This window comes from Imperialibacter sp., from assembly GCF_040222815.1.
In the GTDB taxonomy this organism is placed as follows: Bacteria; Bacteroidota; Bacteroidia; order Cytophagales; family Cyclobacteriaceae; genus Imperialibacter.
Genome location: NZ_JAVKCH010000026.1, coordinates 355,406 through 373,287 on the forward strand (window position 1 = coordinate 355,406; position 17,882 = coordinate 373,287).

Sequence of the window (17,882 nt, forward strand, 5' to 3'; positions counted from 1 at the left end):
TAAAATGACCAAGTACCAAACAGCGAAGAGTTTATTCCTTACCCGTGTGGTTCCAATTACGGCATTGGTGTTTACTATCGCCTGTCAGCAGGAGTTGGACAATGCCGCACCTACCCTCTTCAGAACAGTGAAAAGTAGCGAAAGCGGTATTGACTTTGAAAACAACCTTACTTTCACGAAAGAATTTAACATTTATACCTACAGAAACTACTACAACGGAGGCGGTGTAGGCTTGGGGGACATGAACAATGATGGGTTGATTGACATCTACCTGACAGCCAATATGCTGCCCAACAAGCTATACCTCAATCAGGGAAACTTTATCTTTAAAGATGTAACGGAAACAGCGGGCGTAGCGGGCACTAAGGCGTGGTCCACTGGCGTAAGTCTTGCCGATGTTAATAGCGATGGCCTTATAGATATCTATGTCTGTAACTCAGGCGATATAAAGGGCGACAACAAGCAAAATGAGCTGTTTATCAACCAGGGGCCTGATGCGGAAGGACTTCCTGTTTTCAAAGAAAGTGCTGAAGAGTATGGAATAGCGGATCAGGGGTTTTCAACGCATGCTGCCTTTTTCGACTACGACAACGACGGCGACCTTGATCTCTACCTACTCAACAACTCTTATCAAGCGATTGGCAGTTTCAACCTTCGCAAAAACGAACGACCCGTAAGAGATGACGTTGGTGGTGACAAGCTATTTAGAAATGATAACGGCCGCTATAACGACGTAAGCATTGAGGCGGGCATTTACGGCAGCGTCATTGGATTTGGCCTGGGGGTTACTATTGGCGATATCAACAAAGACGGTTGGCTGGATATCTACGTCTCCAACGACTTCTTTGAAAGAGACTACTTGTACCTGAACAACGCAAATGGCACCTTCAGAGAAGTGCTTGAGTCAGAAATGAGGAGCATTAGTGCTGCGTCGATGGGTGCTGACCTGGCCGATATTAACAACGATGGCTACTCCGACATTTTCGTTACCGATATGCTGCCTGAAGCCGAGGAACGGATCAAAACCGTTACCACCTTCGAAAACTGGGACAAATACCAACTTAACCTCGACAACGGATACTGGCACCAATTCAACAGAAATATGCTCCAGTTAAATAACGGAGACGATACTTTTAGTGAGATTGGGCGACTGGCCAATGTGTCGGCTACCGACTGGAGTTGGGGAGCGCTTATTTTCGACTTCGACAATAATGGCTACAAGGATATTTTTGTTGCCAACGGCATTTATCAGGACCTGACCAATCAGGACTTCCTTAAGTTTGTCACCGAAGAAAGCACTATACAGCGTATTATTTCGTCTGAAGGAGTTGACTACAAGCAGTTGGTGGAATTGATACCTTCTCAGGCTGTGCCTAACTACGGCTTCGTGAACAATGAGAATTACTCTTTCACCAACAAAGCCAAAGAGTTAGGATTGGGCCAGCCCAGTTTTTCCAATGGGTCGGCTTATGGCGACCTGGACAACGACGGTGACCTTGACCTCGTGGTCAATAACGTGAACATGCCCATTTTCCTCTATGAAAACAAAAACGAAGATTTCAATCCTGACAACGGTTTTTTGAAATTCAAATTGGAAGGTGTTGGAAGCAACACATTTGCCACGGGTACCAAAATCACCGTCGTCGCCGGAAGAAACAGGCACTATATCGAGCAAATGCCCATCAGAGGGTTTCAGTCTACCGTCGACTTTCGTCCGAATATTGGATTGGGCAAGGCCGCCAAAGCCGACTCGGTGATTGTGGAATGGCCTGGTGGATCGGTCACCATACTGACGGATGTACCCACCAGACAGACACTGACTCTTAGCCAGAAAGATGGAGTGCCCTCACAAAACAAGCCAATGGAAACTGGCTCAAATTCCAGAGAAAAGATGTTTGAGGCCATTGCCGCAGATCAAGTAAAGGCAAGTATAGACTATCAGCACAAAGAGAATCTGTTCGTCGATTTCGATAGAGACAGGCTGATCTTTCATATGTTGTCGACAGAAGGACCATGCATGTGCAAAGGCGACGTGAATGGCGACGGAAGAGAGGATTTGTTTATTGGCGGAGCAAGGGAAATGGCCAGCGAACTATTTATCCAGAGACCCAATGGCACCTTTGGGTCGGAAAGTAAGCTTACTTTTGAAAAAGATAAAAGTGCTGAAGATGTGGATTGTGCAATATTTGATGCCAATGGCGACGGCAAGAATGACCTGTATGTGGCCAGCGGAGGTAGTGAAGTAACAAACAGCTCCCCTTCCCTATCTGATCGTCTCTATATCAACAAAGGCAGTGGCAGCTTTGAAAGAACTGCCCAGGTACTTCCAGCCAATAAGTTTGAAAGTAGCTCAACTGTGAACGTAGCTGATTATGATGGCGACGGTGACATGGACTTGTTCGTTGGTATAAGAACAAAGCCCTATTTCTATGGAGAGCCCGGCAATGGTTATCTCCTGCAAAACGATGGTAACGGAAATTTTGAGGAAGTTACCAGCACCATAGCGCCTGGCCTTAAAAATATCGGAATGATCACAGACGCAGTGTGGTCGGACATTGACGGAGATGGTGATCAGGATTTGTTGGTTGTTGGGGAATGGATGGCAATGAACCTTTTCAGAAATGATGGCGGAAAGTTTACAAATACCTCTACCGAAGCGGGTTTTGCCAATACTGAAGGTTGGTGGAACGCCATTGAAATGGCCGATCTCAACGGCGATGAGCTACCTGATTTTATCGTTGGCAACCATGGGCTGAATTCCAGGTTCAAAGCGTCTGCTCAAAAGCCCATCAACCTCTTTCTAAGTGATTTTGATCAAAACGGGTCGTTGGAGCAAATACTGACTCAGTACAATGGCGAATTCTCCTACCCCGTAGCGCTTAAGCATGACCTGGTGATGCAGCTACCCGGTCTTAAAAAGAAATACCTGAAATACGAAAACTTCAAAGGACAGAAAATGGAAGACATTTTCACCTCAGAGGAATTAGCGAATGCCTCCAAGCTTACTGCAAATATACTGGAGTCAGTGGCCCTCATTAATAAATCGAACGGACGCTTTGAAATCGTGAAACTGCCTCAGGAAGCCCAGTTTTCGCCGATCTACGCTATTCTAGCCAACGATTTCAACCAGGACGGGGTGACGGATCTTCTTCTTGCGGGAAATCTTTATGATACTAAACCTGAGGTTGGCCGGTATGATGCAAGTTATGGCGTGATGCTTCAAGGCAACGGACAGGGTGGCTTCAAAAGCATTTCAGCCCAACAGTCGGGCTTCTCATTAAAGGGGCAGGCAAGGGAAATGGCCTTGATGAAGGTAGGAAGCCAACAAATGCTCCTCGTAGCCAACAACAATGAGGCTCTGCAAATGTTTGTTTACAACCCAACGTCTGTCATTATTCCGCAGAAAACAATCGAAATTAACAAATGATGCTGTACCTGCGTCATCCAAAATATGGCCTGCTACCAGGCCTGGCTTTCATTTGCCTCCTACTATTCTCAGGCTGCGACGATGGGCAGCCTAAGGCCACTCATTTGTTTGAATCGGCTTCGTCTGACCAAACCAATATTGGCTTTTCCAACACCCTCACAGAAGACGAAGAATTCAACCTCATCGAATACCTCTACTTCTACAATGGGGGCGGTGTTGCCATAGGTGACGTAAATAACGACGGGCTGCTGGATATCTATTTCTCTGCCAATCAGGAAGACAACAAGCTCTACATCAATAAAGGTGACTGGACGTTTGAGGACATTACTGACAAGGCCGGTGTGGCTGCCTCAGGCGCATGGAAGACTGGTGTGACAATGGTTGACATTAATGGTGACGGCTTTCTCGACATTTATCAATGCAGACTGGGCAAATACAAAGGTATCGAGGGCTCCAATCAACTGTTTATTAACAACGGAGACCTTACATTTTCCGAAAAGGCTTCAGTGTATGGTTTGGATTTCAGCGGCTTCAGCACACAAGCCGCCTTTTTTGACTACGACCTCGATGGCGATCTCGATGCCTACCTGCTCAATCATTCCGTGCACACCGAACGAAGCTACGGGAGGGCTACACTACGCAAATACGACGATGGAAACGCCGGAGACAGGCTTTTCAAAAATGACAACGGAAAATTTACCAGTGTCACCAAGCAGGTCGGCATCTATTCGAGCAATATCGGCTATGGCCTGGGGGTAGGCATAAGCGACGTCAACGCTGATGGCTGGCCCGATATTTACGTTTCCAACGACTTCAATGAAAACGATTACCTATATATCAATAATGGGATGGACACGCTTGGGCTGGTCAGCTTTACTGAGTCGATAGCGCAGACAATTGGGCATACCAGCCGATTCTCCATGGGAAATGATTTGGCAGACTACAACAACGACGGTCTTATCGACATCATTTCGCTGGACATGCTCCCCGAGGATGAAGAAATTATCAAGCGATCAGCAGGCGACGACTCGTACGAAATCTACAGTCTCAAGCTCAAATTTGGATACGGTCGGCAGTTTACCAGAAACGCCCTCCAGCTCAACAACGGTGTCCAGGGCGATGGACTGCCCAGCTTTTCTGAGATCGGGCAGCTGGCTGGTATTCACGCCACCGACTGGAGCTGGTCTCCTCTGCTCGCCGACTACGACAATGATGGTTACAAAGACCTATTCATATCGAACGGCATCAAAAGGAGGCCCAACGATATGGACTACATCAATTTTCTTTCAAATAGAGACTTGAGAGACGGGCTCGTCAATAATCCAAATTTGAGTGACCGCAAGCTGGTGGATGAAATGCCTGATGGAGCCGTGCACAACTACCTGTTCCGAAACAACAAAGACCTGACTTTTTCTGATGTAAGCAGCCAATGGGGAATGACGGCTCCGTCCCTCTCCAACGGCGCTGCCTACGCCGACCTTGACAATGACGGCGACCTTGACCTCATAGTCAACAACATCAATGAAGTCGCTGCATTGTACAGAAACACTACGGCTGAGTCGGCCAGCAAAACAAAACAATCTTACTTAAAGGTAATTCCGCTGGGTAAGGGGAAAAACACCTTTGGGATAGGCGCCAAACTGTTTGCGTACGCAGATGGTAAGGTTTTTTATCAGGAAAATTTTGTCAGCAGGGGGTTTCAATCTTCCGTGAGTCCGTGGGTACATTTTGGCCTTGGGGAGATCAAAACACTTGACTCCCTGAGAGTGGTTTGGCCTGGTGGCAAAACGCAGCTTCTAACAAAGGTCGAAATCAACAGGTCGATTCAGCTTGAGGAAACTGAAGCCAAGTTATTTTACCGTGCCGCTGAACGGAAAGAACGCCCCTTGTTGATAGACGTAACTGATGACCTGGGTATTGACTTCACTCACAAAGAAAACAATTTCAATGATTTCAATAGAGAGTTTCTTATCCCTCATTTGGTTTCCAAAGAAGGCCCCAAAGTAGCAGTGGTAGACTTTAATTCCGACGGCAAAGATGATTTCTATATTGGTAATGCTTCAGGCGCATTGAGCTCCTTCTTCGTTTCGGCCAGCGACTCTACCTTTTCAACCTTACTGCTGCCTCGCCAGGTCGACAACATGAGAATGGAGGAAACTAATTGCCTCTTTTTTGATGCCAATGGGGACGGCCTTCCTGATCTCTACATCGTTTCAGGTGGAAATGAATTCTCACCACGAAGTAATAATCTAAAAGATAGGCTCTTAATAAACAACGGAGCTGGCGGGTTTACGGATCAGAGCAACGGACTGCCCGATGCATATCAGCACGGTTCTGTAGCCACGGCTGCCGACATTGACCAGGATGGAGATCAGGATCTATTTATTGGCGGGCGGGTGGTACCCGGGCAGTACGGTGCGCTGCCGCTCAGCTATGTGCTGCTCAACGATGGCACCGGCAAATTTACCGATGCAACCGCTGATATCGCTCCTGCGTTGGGGGAAGTGGGCATGGTAACCGATGCACAGTGGATCGACCTGAACGGCGATACTTATCCCGAGCTCGTCGTCGTTGGAGAGTGGATGCCCATAGCCATTTACGGTAACAACAAGGGCCAGCTGACCAGGCTCTATTTCGAAGGACTGGCCCATTCTAATGGCTGGTGGAGCGCTTTGAAACTAACTGACGTAGACAACGATGGTGACACTGATTTTATAGTGGGTAACCTTGGGACAAACACACGTCACAAAGCGACGCTAGAGTTCCCCATGCATCTCTATAGCAACGATTTTGATGAGAATGGCTCTCTGGATCAGGTTCTTTGCTACTCTACACCACAAGGGGTTTTCACCGTGAATACCAAAGACGAGTTGATCAAGCAAATTCCGTCTTTGAAAAAGAATTTCGTAAAACATGTCGACTTTGCAGGCAAAACGGTAGAGGAAATTTTTGGCGAAACGGCACTGAACAACAGCCTCCACCTACAGGCCAGCACTTTTGAAACAGTTTGGGTTGAAAACATCAACAATCAGGGTTTCAAAATTCACCCACTACCGACACAGGCTCAATTTGCACCCGTGGCGGCTATCGAAACAGCGGATCTCAATGGTGACGGACACACTGACATATTGCTTGGTGGAAACAGCTTCAGCAGTTCGCCTTATTTCGGAACTTACGATGCCAGCCAGGGTCTTGTGCTTTTAGGGGATGGAAAAGGAAAGTTCAACCCTGTCAGCGCCAGAAAAAGTGGTTTAAAGGTCGCCGGCGAGATAAAAGACATCAAAACGCTACATTTTCCGGGAAAACTGCTTTTCGTCATTGCAAGAAACAACGATAAGCCCGTCATTTACATGTTAAACAATACAGTCGAGAATATTTTTTAATTTTGCACCCAGAAGAACAAAGGAGAAAGTGATGTTAAAACGTTTTTTACTAGGAACATGCTGTGTGGCTATTGTGGGTCTAACCCTAAATGGCTGTAATACATCAAAGGGCGAATACAAGGAGGTACTGAAAGATCCCCAACTCTACCATGCGTCGGTCAAAAAACTTACTGACATAATCGTTCACGATATTTTTTCCCCGCCGGTTGCCAGCCGAATTTATGTGTATCCAAATATTGCTGCCTACGAGGTGCTTGTCAACCAATATCCTGACTATCAGTCGCTGGCTGGCCAACTAAACGGCCTGGGCGAAGCTCCGAAGCCAGACCCTGCCAAAGAAATGGATCTGCACCTGGCTTCTATACATGCTTTTCTTACCGTTGGCAAAGCGCTGATATTCTCTGAGGATAAGATGGACGTTTTCAGAAACAAGCTTTACAACAAAATACAGGAAACCGATATTCCCTCTGATGTTTTTGATAACTCCATTGAGTATGGCGAAACAATGGCCAAGCACATCATGGATTGGGTGGCGCTGGACAACTACAAGCAGTCCAGATCCTTTCCTAAATACACTGTGATGGACAACCCAGACTACTGGAAACCAACGCCGCCAGACTACATGGAAGGCATAGAGCCACACTGGATGAAAATAAGAACGCTGGTGCTCGACTCATGTAATCAATTTGTGCCGAAACCACCTACCCCTTACGACATGGCAAAGACCAGTCAGTTCTATAAGGAACTAATGGAGGTCTACGAAACAGGTGTTAATCTCACCGAGGAGCAAACTGATATTGCCAAGTTCTGGGACTGTAACCCCTACGTTTCTCACCACAAGGGCCATGCTATGTTTGCCACTAAGAAAATAACTCCTGGCGGACACTGGGTCGGCATTACGGCGATTGCCACCAAGCAAGCCGACTCCAACTTCATGCAAACGAGCGAGGCGTATACAATGGTGACCATCGGCTTGTTCGATGGATTCATTGCCTGCTGGGACGAAAAATGGCGGAGCATCCTGATCCGACCGGAAACCGTTATCAATCAATTTGTGGATGAAGATTGGGTGCCTTTGCTGCAAACCCCACCCTTCCCTGAGTACACCAGTGGCCACAGCGTTATTTCAAACGCAGCAGCGTCAGTGCTGACTGACCTCTACGGTGAAAATTTTAGCTATCAGGATACCACCGAAATGGAATACGGCCTGGAGCCCAGAAGCTTCGATTCCTTCTTTGGCGCTAGTGAAGAAGCCGCCATTAGCCGTTTATACGGAGGCATTCACTACATGCCAGCCATCACAGAGGGCATTACCCAGGGCAGGCAAGTGGGTAGTTGGGTGCTCGACAACGTGAAGACAAGAAAAGGCTCGCTATCGGAGGCTAAAAAGAAAGATTAGTAAATAAGTCAACCACTAAGAAAAAGCCGCAGAATCGAAGAATCGATTCTGCGGCTTTTTCTTTTTTTCGTCAGTCCTTGTTGACAACAAGGTTGATAACAAAAGCGAGAGTGATAACGCCGAAGCAACCAATGACATTGTACCATAGGTAAGCAATGTCGGTGGTTTTAAAGAGCACAATAACGACAAGCTGAGAAATAACGGCTGCCCAGAAAACCGCAGGGCCTTTAATGACCTTAATAAAAAAGGCGACCAGGAATATGCCTAGAATGCTGCCATAAAATATTGAACCCAGGATATTTACAGCCTCAATGAGGTTCTCCACCAGGTTGGCAAAAAGGGCAAAGCCAATGGCCACCAGTCCCCAGAAGGCGGTGAAAAACTTCGACGCATGGACGAAATGTTTTTCGGCTCCATCCTTTTTTACCAACCTCATATAGAAATCAACGGTGGTCGTGGAAGCAAGCGCATTGAGTTCCGAAGCCGTCGACGACATCGCCGCAGAAAATATAACAGCGAGTAGCAGCCCAATAACGCCCACAGGAAGATATTCGAGAATAAACGACAGAAAGATATAATCGGAGTCTTTTGTTTCCGTCGAAGCATCTACCGACGTAAGCAGGTCCTTTACCTCTTGCCTGGTCTTCTCCGTCTCTGCCTGATATTGAATAACTAAAGCTTCATTACTTTTTATTGCGGTTTCATTGTTTGCAATCCTTGCGGTCTGCAGGTCAGTGATCGCCTCTAGCTTTTGATCAAATACCTCCCTGTGTTTGGCCTCCAGCGCCAGATATTCATCAGCCTTTGCCGACCCTTCGATCATTTCTACATTCGACACCTTAAAATGAACCGGAGGCAAATTATACTGGTAAAACACAAACACCATTACTCCCACAAAAAGGATAAAGAACTGCATGGGAATTTTCAGGATAGCATTGAACATCAGACCCATCCGGCTTTCTGCCACATTTTTGCCCGATAAGTAGCGGGATACCTGCGATTGGTCAGTGCCAAAATAAGACATCTGCAAAAACAAGCCTCCCGTGATTCCCGTCCAGAACGTATATCTAACCTCACTGTCAAAAGAGAAGTTCACCACCTCCAGCTTTCCTAAACTACCGGCGAGACTTAAGGCGTCACTGAAGCTAACATGCTCAGTAATGAGATAGATGAGTATGCCAAAGGCGACAAACATGCCGATCATGATCACAGCCATTTGCTGTTTTTGTGTGATGCTTACTGCCTTACTTCCACCACTCACAGTGTATATGACCACGAGTCCTCCAACCAGCATAATGGTATAGGAAAGATCCCAGTGGAGCACTGTGGAGATGATAATAGCCGGCGCATAGATGGTAATACCCGCAGCCAGCCCTCTTTGCAATAGAAAAAGAAAGGCTCCGAGGAGTCTCGTTTTAAGATCAAACCTCTTTTCTAAAAATTCATAAGCAGTGAATACCTTAAGCTTATAGTAGATGGGAATGAATACTGCCGAAACGATGATGAGGGCGAGAGGGAGTCCAAAGTAGTTTTGAACGAACCCCATACCACTTTCGTAAGCCTGGCCGGGTGTTGAAATAAAGGTGATGGCTGAGGCTTGCGTGGCCATCACGGAAAGCCCTATGGTTCCCCATTTAAAACTTTTGTCTCCAAGTAAATAGCCGTCAATATTGGTGTGGCTCTTATATTTCAGCGTGCCGTACCCTACTATGAACGCAAGGGTACTTAATAATACAATCAGGTCAATGTTGCTCATGCGTAGGAATTAGGGTCAGGATTGATAGCTAACAGTGAACCAGTAAAACAGCCCTATCAGTACCACAAAAAATGCCATTACAAAAAGGTAAATAGCTTTCCATGAGCCCAAAAAGGGTGCGTCATCCATTTCATCCTCCCGAAGTTCTCTTTTTTCAGTCACGGTAGTTGTAGATTATTTTTTTCCTAATGAAATCAAGTTGGTAAAGAGGCGATAGGCACCCGGAACTCCTGCCGGGAGCTCCCTAAACCATGAATAGCCTGTGTATACGTAGTAGCCTTTGCCATATTGTGCCACAAGCAGCCCACCGGAAAGGGGGTCTTCTCCGGGGTCGTTGCTGCTCAAAACTGGCTTGAAATGATCGTCCCACTCCGACGCGAAGTAGAGACCACGTTCCTGCACCCAGCCCTCAAAGTCTTTTTCTGTGATCTTGTTGGGGTAGCTGAGCACCTCACTTTTTTCATCCAAAAATCTAACCGGGGCTTCCTCCACCGTCACCCTGTCCCGGCCAATCTTGATTGGATAGGGGGCAATTTTATCAGTCACCATTCCACCGGAAGTCAGGTATTGGACTATCACTGTTCCACCATTCTCTGTGTATTTGAATAGCTTCTCATTTTCATACTTGAGCTGATCCATTGTGTTAAAGGCCCTTACCCCCAAAATGATGGCGTCATACTTTTGCAAATCCTTTGATGCTACATCTTCTACCGTAAGCTCATCAACAGTGTACCCTATCTGCCTCAAGCTTGCCGGAATCTCATCGCCGGGGCCCATCAAATAGCCTACAAGCTGGCCCTTCTTTTCAAGGTCAATTCTAACCACCTGCGCCGATGATTCGGGGAAGAGCGTTTGCACAGGTATATGTGCATAGTTAATTTCAATCAGGCCCTTGCTGTAAGTTTTACCTCCAACTGTGGCAACAGCCGTCACTGTGCCGCTTCCCTGCTTTTTCGGGGGTGTTACCGAAAACTCAAACACCTGACTTGCCCCTTTCACTGCCAGGCTAAATGGCTGGCTGGCTGGTTTTGATTCCCATCCTTTTGGTAAACTTAGGGCCACAGCCCCATCTACATTTGCCTTACCAGACTTCACGGTGACTTGTACTGTTCTTGGCTCACTGTCGGCAAACACATAAACCTTTTCATTGATGTCGGCAAATACAGGGGGTGTCACCACAAAAGGCCTGTAAACCTCCCCATCAACTCTATCGTTTCTTTTAAAGATCAAAGGCATTTCCAGGTCCAGCTCCAGCCCGTCAACAGCCACCACATAGTTGACCATTACAGCAGGCGGGTTTTCCGGAAGTCCTCTCAATAGTTGGTCATCCACAGCATACATTCCTATAGTACCTTCTTTTTGCAACCAATAAGGCTGCGAATAGGCCGTCCCAGCAGGAATAACGAAGCTCTTCTCAAGTTGAAACCCCTGGTTGTTTTCCAATTTCTGATCCAGCGATATACGGTCATTCAAGGCATTGACAACAAGCGCCCTGAGCACGAGCGTGGCAGGAGACCGATTGATTACCTCAAAATTCACTTTTACAGAGTCGCCTGGAGTAACTGCGTATTCGTTTGCTTTTGCCTCCAGGAAAAGCCCTGTAATGCCTTTGATTAGCGTTTTTATTTCTTCCTGCTTCACCTCTCTCCAATACACATCACTTATGCTATTCAATGCCTGATAAGCCTGCATCAAGTCAGGAAGAATAAGTGTGGGATTTTCAGGGTCAAAGTTGATAAATGCATTTTCGGTATGGAACGCCACTTTATCGCCGCCTTTTACCCGCCTCCACGTGGTTTCCACACCCTCCATCACATCCTCTTTGGCAGCTTCTCCTCCAAGGTGCTGAAGGTATTCAACGTTTGTTCCTCTCGAACCTGTGGCACCAAATCCCTGGCTCTTGTGCATGCTCCTGCTTTCAGCAGATAGTTCTGTGTACGACTTCCCCAGCAAGGTGCTGTAGGCCCCAACATCCACCCCAATCCAATCCTTCGAATCGTAGTCTCCGGGATTGGTATAAAACCATCGGGAAGTGTTCCATAGGATGCGTTTTGGCTGCCAGGTAGTTACGTATTTTAGTTGTTCAGGAAATCGCTTTGGGTCAGCGGCGGCTTTAAAAGCCTCGACTGCCAGAATAGCTGACGCAGTATGATGGCCATGGCTCTGTCCATCGGGTGGAAATCTCGTGATCAAAACGTCGGGGCGAAATTTCCTGATGTTCCAGATCATGTCTGAAAGCACTTTCTCCCTGTCCCAAATTTGAAATGTCTCCTCCGGGTTTTTTGAGTACCCAAAATCATTGGCTCGTGAAAAAAACTGCTGGCCACCATCTGTCCTTCTCGCCGCAAGCAGCTCCTGAGTTCTTATCAACCCAAGCAACTCCCTGATCTCAGGACCTATTAGATTCTGTCCTCCATCGCCTCGGGTGCAAGCCATGTAAGCAGTTTGATACAACCTCTCATTGGCCATATAGGCGATCATCTGCGTATTCTCGTCATCAGGATGTGCTGCGATATACATCACTGACCCAAGCACATTGAGCTTCTTAAGCATTTGCTTTAGCTCAGCGCCATTGTATCGTGCTGGTTTTTGTGCTTGTAAAGAAACGGAGAGTAATGTGGCAACAAAGAATAAAACAATAGGTTGGGTAAAGAACCTCTTTTTCAAACGCATAGACAGGTGGTTTAACTTGCAACTTAAACGCCTCAAAGGTAGGAAGGTTTGGAAAATTAATCGGGTGGTGAAATAGCCGGAGTAGTGGCAGAACTTTCAGGTCGGTTATAAAAAAAAGACCACAGCGTGAATACCGCCGTGGTCTTTTTAATGAAGTGAAATATCCTCTCTAACTACAAATTAGGCTGGGGAGTAAGCCTCAGGTACGGCTTTACCTTCTTGTATCCTTTGGGGAACTTCTTGTCTGCATCTTCATCGCTGATAGCCGGTGCGATCACCACTTCCTGGCCATTTTCCCAGTTAGCCGGAGTGGCTACCGAATAGTTAGCTGTTAACTGCAGGCTGTCGATCACTCTCAATAGCTCGTTGAAGTTTCTGCCGGTAGAGGCCGGATAAGTAATCATCAGCTTCACCTTCTTATCGGGGCCAATAATAAACACAGACCTTACTGTAAGCTTCTCGTTCGCATTGGGGTGAATCATGTCGTACAACTCAGCCACTTTCCTGTCGCCGTCAGCGATAATGGGAAAGTTCACATTCGTATTTTGAGTCTCGTTGATATCCTTGATCCAGCTATTGTGGCTATCCAGTGGGTCAACGCTGAGCGCCACCACTTTCACATTCCGCTTTTCAAATTCGCCTTTGAGCTTGGCTGTTGTTCCCAGTTCGGTAGTACACACTGGTGTAAAATCTGCGGGGTGGGAGAACAATATGCCCCAGCCGTTGCCCAGCCATTCGTGAAAGCTGATAGGCCCTTCTGTCGTTTCTGCTTTGAAATCCGGCGCTATGTCGCCAAGTCTTAGTGTTGCCATAATTGATGTTTATTAATCTACTTAATTGATAGAATAAAGGTAAAGTACTTCACCAGAACTTTACAACACGGGGCAATGAAAAAGAGTTTGGGAAAATTAAAATCCTGTACCGGTAGTGTCGGCTACATCGAGCGGAAGCTCAGGCTCCAATGCCTCGTCCTTTGGCTTTTTGTTCCTTTTGCGGAAAAGGCCCTTCTTTTCTACCGGAGATTCATTGCCCAGGGAATCCAATTGAGGCGTAGCGGCACCATCAATCTGAAGAGAGTCTTCCGCAGCTGGCACCTCTTTGGGTGCTACGAATACCTCGCCAAACAGTTTGTTATAGAATATCTGCTCTTCGTTAAACTGATCCTTAGGGTCGTAGTTTCTTATGTATTTCTTGGGTGCGGGTTTTGTCGGAGGCGCTGTAGCAGGCTTGTCTACGCCAGAAGAGTCGGTTGACACAGGTGCCAGTGAATCTGTGGCCGCCATTTCATCCTGGTACAAATCTTCATCAAACGTAACCGAATCAGCAGAAATAGGAACGAACTGGTTCTCCATTTTCACTGTCTTCAGGTTATAATTCTTAACGAGATAGGGATCACGGGTGATAATGCCATTCTTGTTCTTCTTCACCCACGGCCCATATTTAGGCATAGAATCAGGACCGAATGGAGAGAAAGCCAACATCCGTAGTGAGTCGTCAAGGATAAAGGTGCTTTGAAAAGCAGGGCAAATTTGATTGCTTTTACAGGAGATCAGTCCGGCAATTGTTATAACTACAATTAAAAAATACAGGCCAGAGCGATATCTCATTAAATGCCGATGGGTTGATTATCTGTCAGACAGAAAATTGTATTATAAAAAGCTAGCCGGCTTTGTTTAGTTTACCAATAAACGTCAAATATAAAAATATTATTGGAGGCGAAAAAAGGTTCTTTCTATTTGATCATTGATTCAACCACAGGGAGGATTTTGGATACCCACTGAGTATACATCTTTCCAGAAGGATGCAAACCATCGTTCGCCACCAATTCAGGGTCGTTGGCTGCTTCTTTCGACCCCGGAGTGATGTTCACAAATGCCACGCCAAGTTTTTTGGAAATAGCCTCAGCTGCGCTGTTAAAGGCATCTATCTCCTTCCCTATCTTTTCCGGGTTTCGGTCAGCAGCAAAAGGAGTGACACCATAATCAGGAATACTAACAACAAAAACTTTTTCGGCTTTCCCACCTGCGAAGAGGATGCCTTGTACCAAAAGCGCTTCAAATTGCTTCTTATATTCTTCGAGCGAGCGACCTCTGTATTGGTTATTCACTCCAATCAGCAGCGACACAAGATCATAAGGTGGCTTCGGGGAGGCCTTTTCAATACCTTTTTGCAGCTCATCGGTAGTCCAGCCTGTAGTGGCGATAATTTCTGGTGCAGCAATGGAGAACCCACCTTTTTTAAGTGCGGTTACTAGCTGAACAGGCCACCTCTCGCTCTCAGCAACGCTTTCACCTATGGTGTAGGAATCACCAAGCGCCAAAAACTTCAAACTGCCCGCCTGATCCATACTTTCTGTATTTTGTTTATTTCCATCGTTGCACCCCAAAAGTGCCATATACGAAAGTAGGAAAATGGTTAGAAAAGTGTATTTCGCTTTACTCATAGTTGGCAAGCTCCTCCTTCAATTTCTTTGGCAAGCTATCTACAATCAACCCATAGGAGTGATCGATCAATTCATACAAAAGCTTGTCACCCACCGATCCATCTGTGTCGATAGTGTTCCAGTGTTGCTTGTTCATGTGATAGCCAGGCTTCACCCCTTCGTATTTTTCCCTTAGCTGAATGGCCCTGTCTGGATCGCATTTGAGGTTGATGCTGCGAAAAAGGTCTACATCGGCTAAAGCAAACATTTTCCCCATCACTTTAAACACCAGTGTATTACTATCAAAAGGAAACCCTTCGGTAACGCCTGGCTTTCGAACGCAATAGTCTCTGTATTCTTCTATGTTCATTACATCAAGCGGCGAACGATCCAGACAATAAGTGCCATTAAAAACAAAAGGATAGAAATCTTGTTGATCCCATGCATCATTCGAAGGTTCAAATTGGGCTTGTTATTGGGATCCTTTTTACGGAAGTAGTATTTCAACACTTCGCTAAAGTCGAAGTAATTGGTATTTTCTTTCTTCTCCTGATTCTCTGAATTTGCCATACTGGTTATGCCTCCACTTTTTCGGGATCCGTCCATCTGCCGTCCTCTCTGATGATTTCTATTAATTCGTCTACTGCCTTTGCTGAGGCGACTGACCTTTTCACTACTTCCTTACCTTTGTACAAGGTGATTTTACCTTTGCCTGAGCCCACATAGCCATAGTCGGCATCGGCCATTTCGCCCGGGCCGTTGACAATGCAACCCATGATGCCAATCTTCACCCCTTTCAGGTGATCGGTGCGCTTGCGAATCATGGCGGTGGTTTCCTGCAGGTCAAACAGCGTTCTGCCACAAGAAGGGCATGAAATGTATTCAGTCTTCGACATTCTGGTGCGGGCCGCCTGCAAAATACCAAACGAGGTGTCATTATAAAGCTTGATCTGCGGCTTGACAGCGTCGTTCCCGGCCAACGTTTGATTAGACCAACCCAACATAATGCCGTCGCCGTAGCCATCGATAAGCAATCCCCCCACATCAGTGGAGGCAAACAACATCAGCTTATCGTCAGAAATCGGCTCAAAATCTCTCCTGATGACAACTGGCAGTTTCACTCCGGCGTCTTCCAGCACAAAGAACGTCCGACGAAGCGCCGGGTAGGCATGTGCGTTGTCTGTTTTTATAATAAGCACAAGGTTCTTTCTTTTGGCTAGCGTTTTCCAGTCGGCCTCAAAAGCATCCTCATCAGAGAGTTGAACAAAATTGAGCTCCGGGTGCAATTTGGCAATGCTTAAATCGCTGATATCAATCAGCGGATAAGTGTTTTTCTGATCAGCATGATTAACCCAAACTCCGTAGTCCATGATCTCCCTCAGGCCATTGGGCAGCATAAAGGGCACAGGGGTGCTTCCCGAATAGACGTAATCAGTGCCGTAGTCATTCATTCTCCATTTGTCGGGCTCCGGCAGATAAAAATGACCCGTTACCTTCAAATCAGGATACTCTGGATTTTGTAGCCTGCTGATGTCCGTAATTACCCTTGGCACATTGGTGCCGCCGATATTGGAGACTTCCAGGGAATGGCGTTTTGTGTATTCAAAAGGACTGTAAGGCGGGTTGTCAACCGGAACAATGGTCTTATGCCCGGCCCGGTTATTGTATCTTTCGACTAATGCGCTCGCTACTGGCAGCTCCAGCTCAGGCTCTTCGGTTAAAGAAACCCTGACTGTATCTCCCAAACCGTCCTCCAGCAATGTGCCTATGCCTACAGCCGATTTGATTCTGCCGTCCTCGGCCTCGCCCGCTTCGGTCACTCCCAAATGCAGCGGGTAGGGTTTGAAGCCTTCGTCGTCCAGCATTTTCACCAAAAGGCGGTAGGCCTGCACCATCACCTGGGTATTGCTCGACTTCATGGACAGCACAATGTTGTAGTAGTTCAGCTCTTCAGCAATCCGCAGAAACTCCAGGGCCGACTCCACCATACCGAGTGGTGTGTCGCCATAGCGGCTCATGATCCTGTCGGAAAGCGACCCGTGGTTAGTACCAATGCGCATGGCCGTGCCGTACTCCTTGCAGATCTTTACCAGCGGAATAAACTTCTCCCTGATGCGTTCCAACTCTTGTTGATAGGCATCGTCAGTGTAGTCGATGACTTCAAATTTCTTTTTGTCGGCGTAGTTGCCTGGATTCACCCTCACCTTTTCCACAATTCTGGCAGCAAGCTCAGCAGCGTTGGGAGTAAAATGAATATCTGCTACCAAAGGCGTATTATACCCTCTTTTGACCAGTTCTTTTTTGATGACCTCCAGGTTCTGTGCCTCCTTCACGCTGGGAGCCGTGATGCGCACATACTCACACCCGGCTTCGATCATTTTGATAGACTGCTCAACCGACCCCATCGTGTCCATGGTATCGATAGTAGTCATTGACTGCACCCTGATCGGGTGATGAGCGCCCATAGGAGTATCTCCAATGGTTACCTCAATGGTTTTTCGTCTCGAATAAGAGGTGAGACTGTTGCAGAAGTTGATTTTTGACAGAAGGGCTGCGTCCGCAGTGTGCATAAACTAATGGTATAATAGATTCCGCAAAGTTAACTAATAAAGTGTTTAAGTGTTTGGAAGTGGAGGAGGAAAGAGTGGCCCGGTAGGTTTGAAGACGGAAGACCGGAGTCGGGAGAGGCGTCGGTACAGCTAGCGGCCAGTAGCGTCGGGGCTGTCAGACGCCGGGGAGTGCTTGAAGGAGAGCAGGAAGACCGAAGATGGGAGACGAAAGCTGGCGTCGGTACGGCAAGCAGGCCTGGGCGGTGGAGCCGT

The 17,882-nt window shown here is 46.9% G+C and carries 12 protein-coding genes; 3 read left to right on the forward strand and 9 right to left on the reverse strand.

Going from position 1 to position 17,882, the window contains the following annotated elements:
• Positions 1-4: 4 nt before the first annotated feature.
• The 3 genes from RIF36_RS15255 to RIF36_RS15265 are packed head-to-tail and all read left to right on the forward strand — an operon-like array spanning position 5 to position 8,209.
• Positions 5-3,427, forward strand: a complete 3,423-nt coding sequence (locus RIF36_RS15255) for a VCBS repeat-containing protein (protein WP_350127186.1) — start codon at positions 5-7, stop codon at positions 3,425-3,427.
• A complete protein-coding gene (locus RIF36_RS15260) occupies positions 3,424-6,810 on the forward strand; it encodes a VCBS repeat-containing protein (RefSeq protein WP_350127183.1) in 3,387 nt (1,128 codons plus the stop codon). Before RIF36_RS15255 ends, RIF36_RS15260 begins: the two co-directional genes overlap by 4 nt.
• A 31-nt stretch (positions 6,811-6,841) precedes the next feature.
• On the forward strand, positions 6,842-8,209 hold the full coding sequence (locus tag RIF36_RS15265) for a vanadium-dependent haloperoxidase (RefSeq protein ID WP_350127180.1): 1,368 nt from the start codon (positions 6,842-6,844) through the stop codon (positions 8,207-8,209).
• A gap of 70 nt (positions 8,210-8,279) precedes the next feature.
• On the opposite strand, the gene RIF36_RS15270 is transcribed toward RIF36_RS15265, so the two are convergent.
• From RIF36_RS15270 to ispG, 9 genes are all read right to left on the reverse strand, one after another.
• A complete protein-coding gene (locus tag RIF36_RS15270) occupies positions 8,280-9,965 on the reverse strand; it encodes a sodium:solute symporter family protein (RefSeq protein WP_350127177.1) in 1,686 nt (561 codons plus the stop codon).
• A 15-nt stretch (positions 9,966-9,980) separates the two neighbouring features.
• Complete coding sequence (locus RIF36_RS15275; protein ID WP_350127174.1) at positions 9,981-10,127, reverse strand: hypothetical protein; 147 nt, start codon at positions 10,125-10,127, stop codon at positions 9,981-9,983.
• A 12-nt stretch (positions 10,128-10,139) separates the two neighbouring features.
• Positions 10,140-12,638, reverse strand: a complete 2,499-nt coding sequence (locus RIF36_RS15280; RefSeq protein WP_350127171.1) for a PIG-L family deacetylase — start codon at positions 12,636-12,638, stop codon at positions 10,140-10,142.
• A gap of 173 nt (positions 12,639-12,811) precedes the next feature.
• Positions 12,812-13,450: a peroxiredoxin gene (locus tag RIF36_RS15285; protein ID WP_152000119.1), complete on the reverse strand. Its 639-nt coding sequence runs from the start codon at positions 13,448-13,450 to the stop codon at positions 12,812-12,814.
• A 96-nt stretch (positions 13,451-13,546) separates the two neighbouring features.
• On the reverse strand, positions 13,547-14,245 hold the full coding sequence (locus RIF36_RS15290) for a hypothetical protein (protein WP_350127168.1): 699 nt from the start codon (positions 14,243-14,245) through the stop codon (positions 13,547-13,549).
• A gap of 125 nt (positions 14,246-14,370) precedes the next feature.
• Complete coding sequence (locus tag RIF36_RS15295) at positions 14,371-15,081, reverse strand: SGNH/GDSL hydrolase family protein (RefSeq protein WP_350149367.1); 711 nt, start codon at positions 15,079-15,081, stop codon at positions 14,371-14,373.
• Positions 15,074-15,430: an MmcQ/YjbR family DNA-binding protein gene (locus RIF36_RS15300; protein ID WP_350127162.1), complete on the reverse strand. Its 357-nt coding sequence runs from the start codon at positions 15,428-15,430 to the stop codon at positions 15,074-15,076. Before RIF36_RS15300 ends, RIF36_RS15295 begins: the two co-directional genes overlap by 8 nt.
• Complete coding sequence (locus RIF36_RS15305) at positions 15,430-15,630, reverse strand: DUF6728 family protein (RefSeq protein ID WP_350087702.1); 201 nt, start codon at positions 15,628-15,630, stop codon at positions 15,430-15,432. The genes RIF36_RS15300 and RIF36_RS15305 overlap by 1 nt, the downstream gene beginning before the upstream one ends.
• A gap of 5 nt (positions 15,631-15,635) precedes the next feature.
• A complete protein-coding gene (gene ispG / locus RIF36_RS15310) occupies positions 15,636-17,630 on the reverse strand; it encodes a (E)-4-hydroxy-3-methylbut-2-enyl-diphosphate synthase (protein WP_350127159.1) in 1,995 nt (664 codons plus the stop codon).
• Positions 17,631-17,882 lie beyond the last annotated feature (252 nt).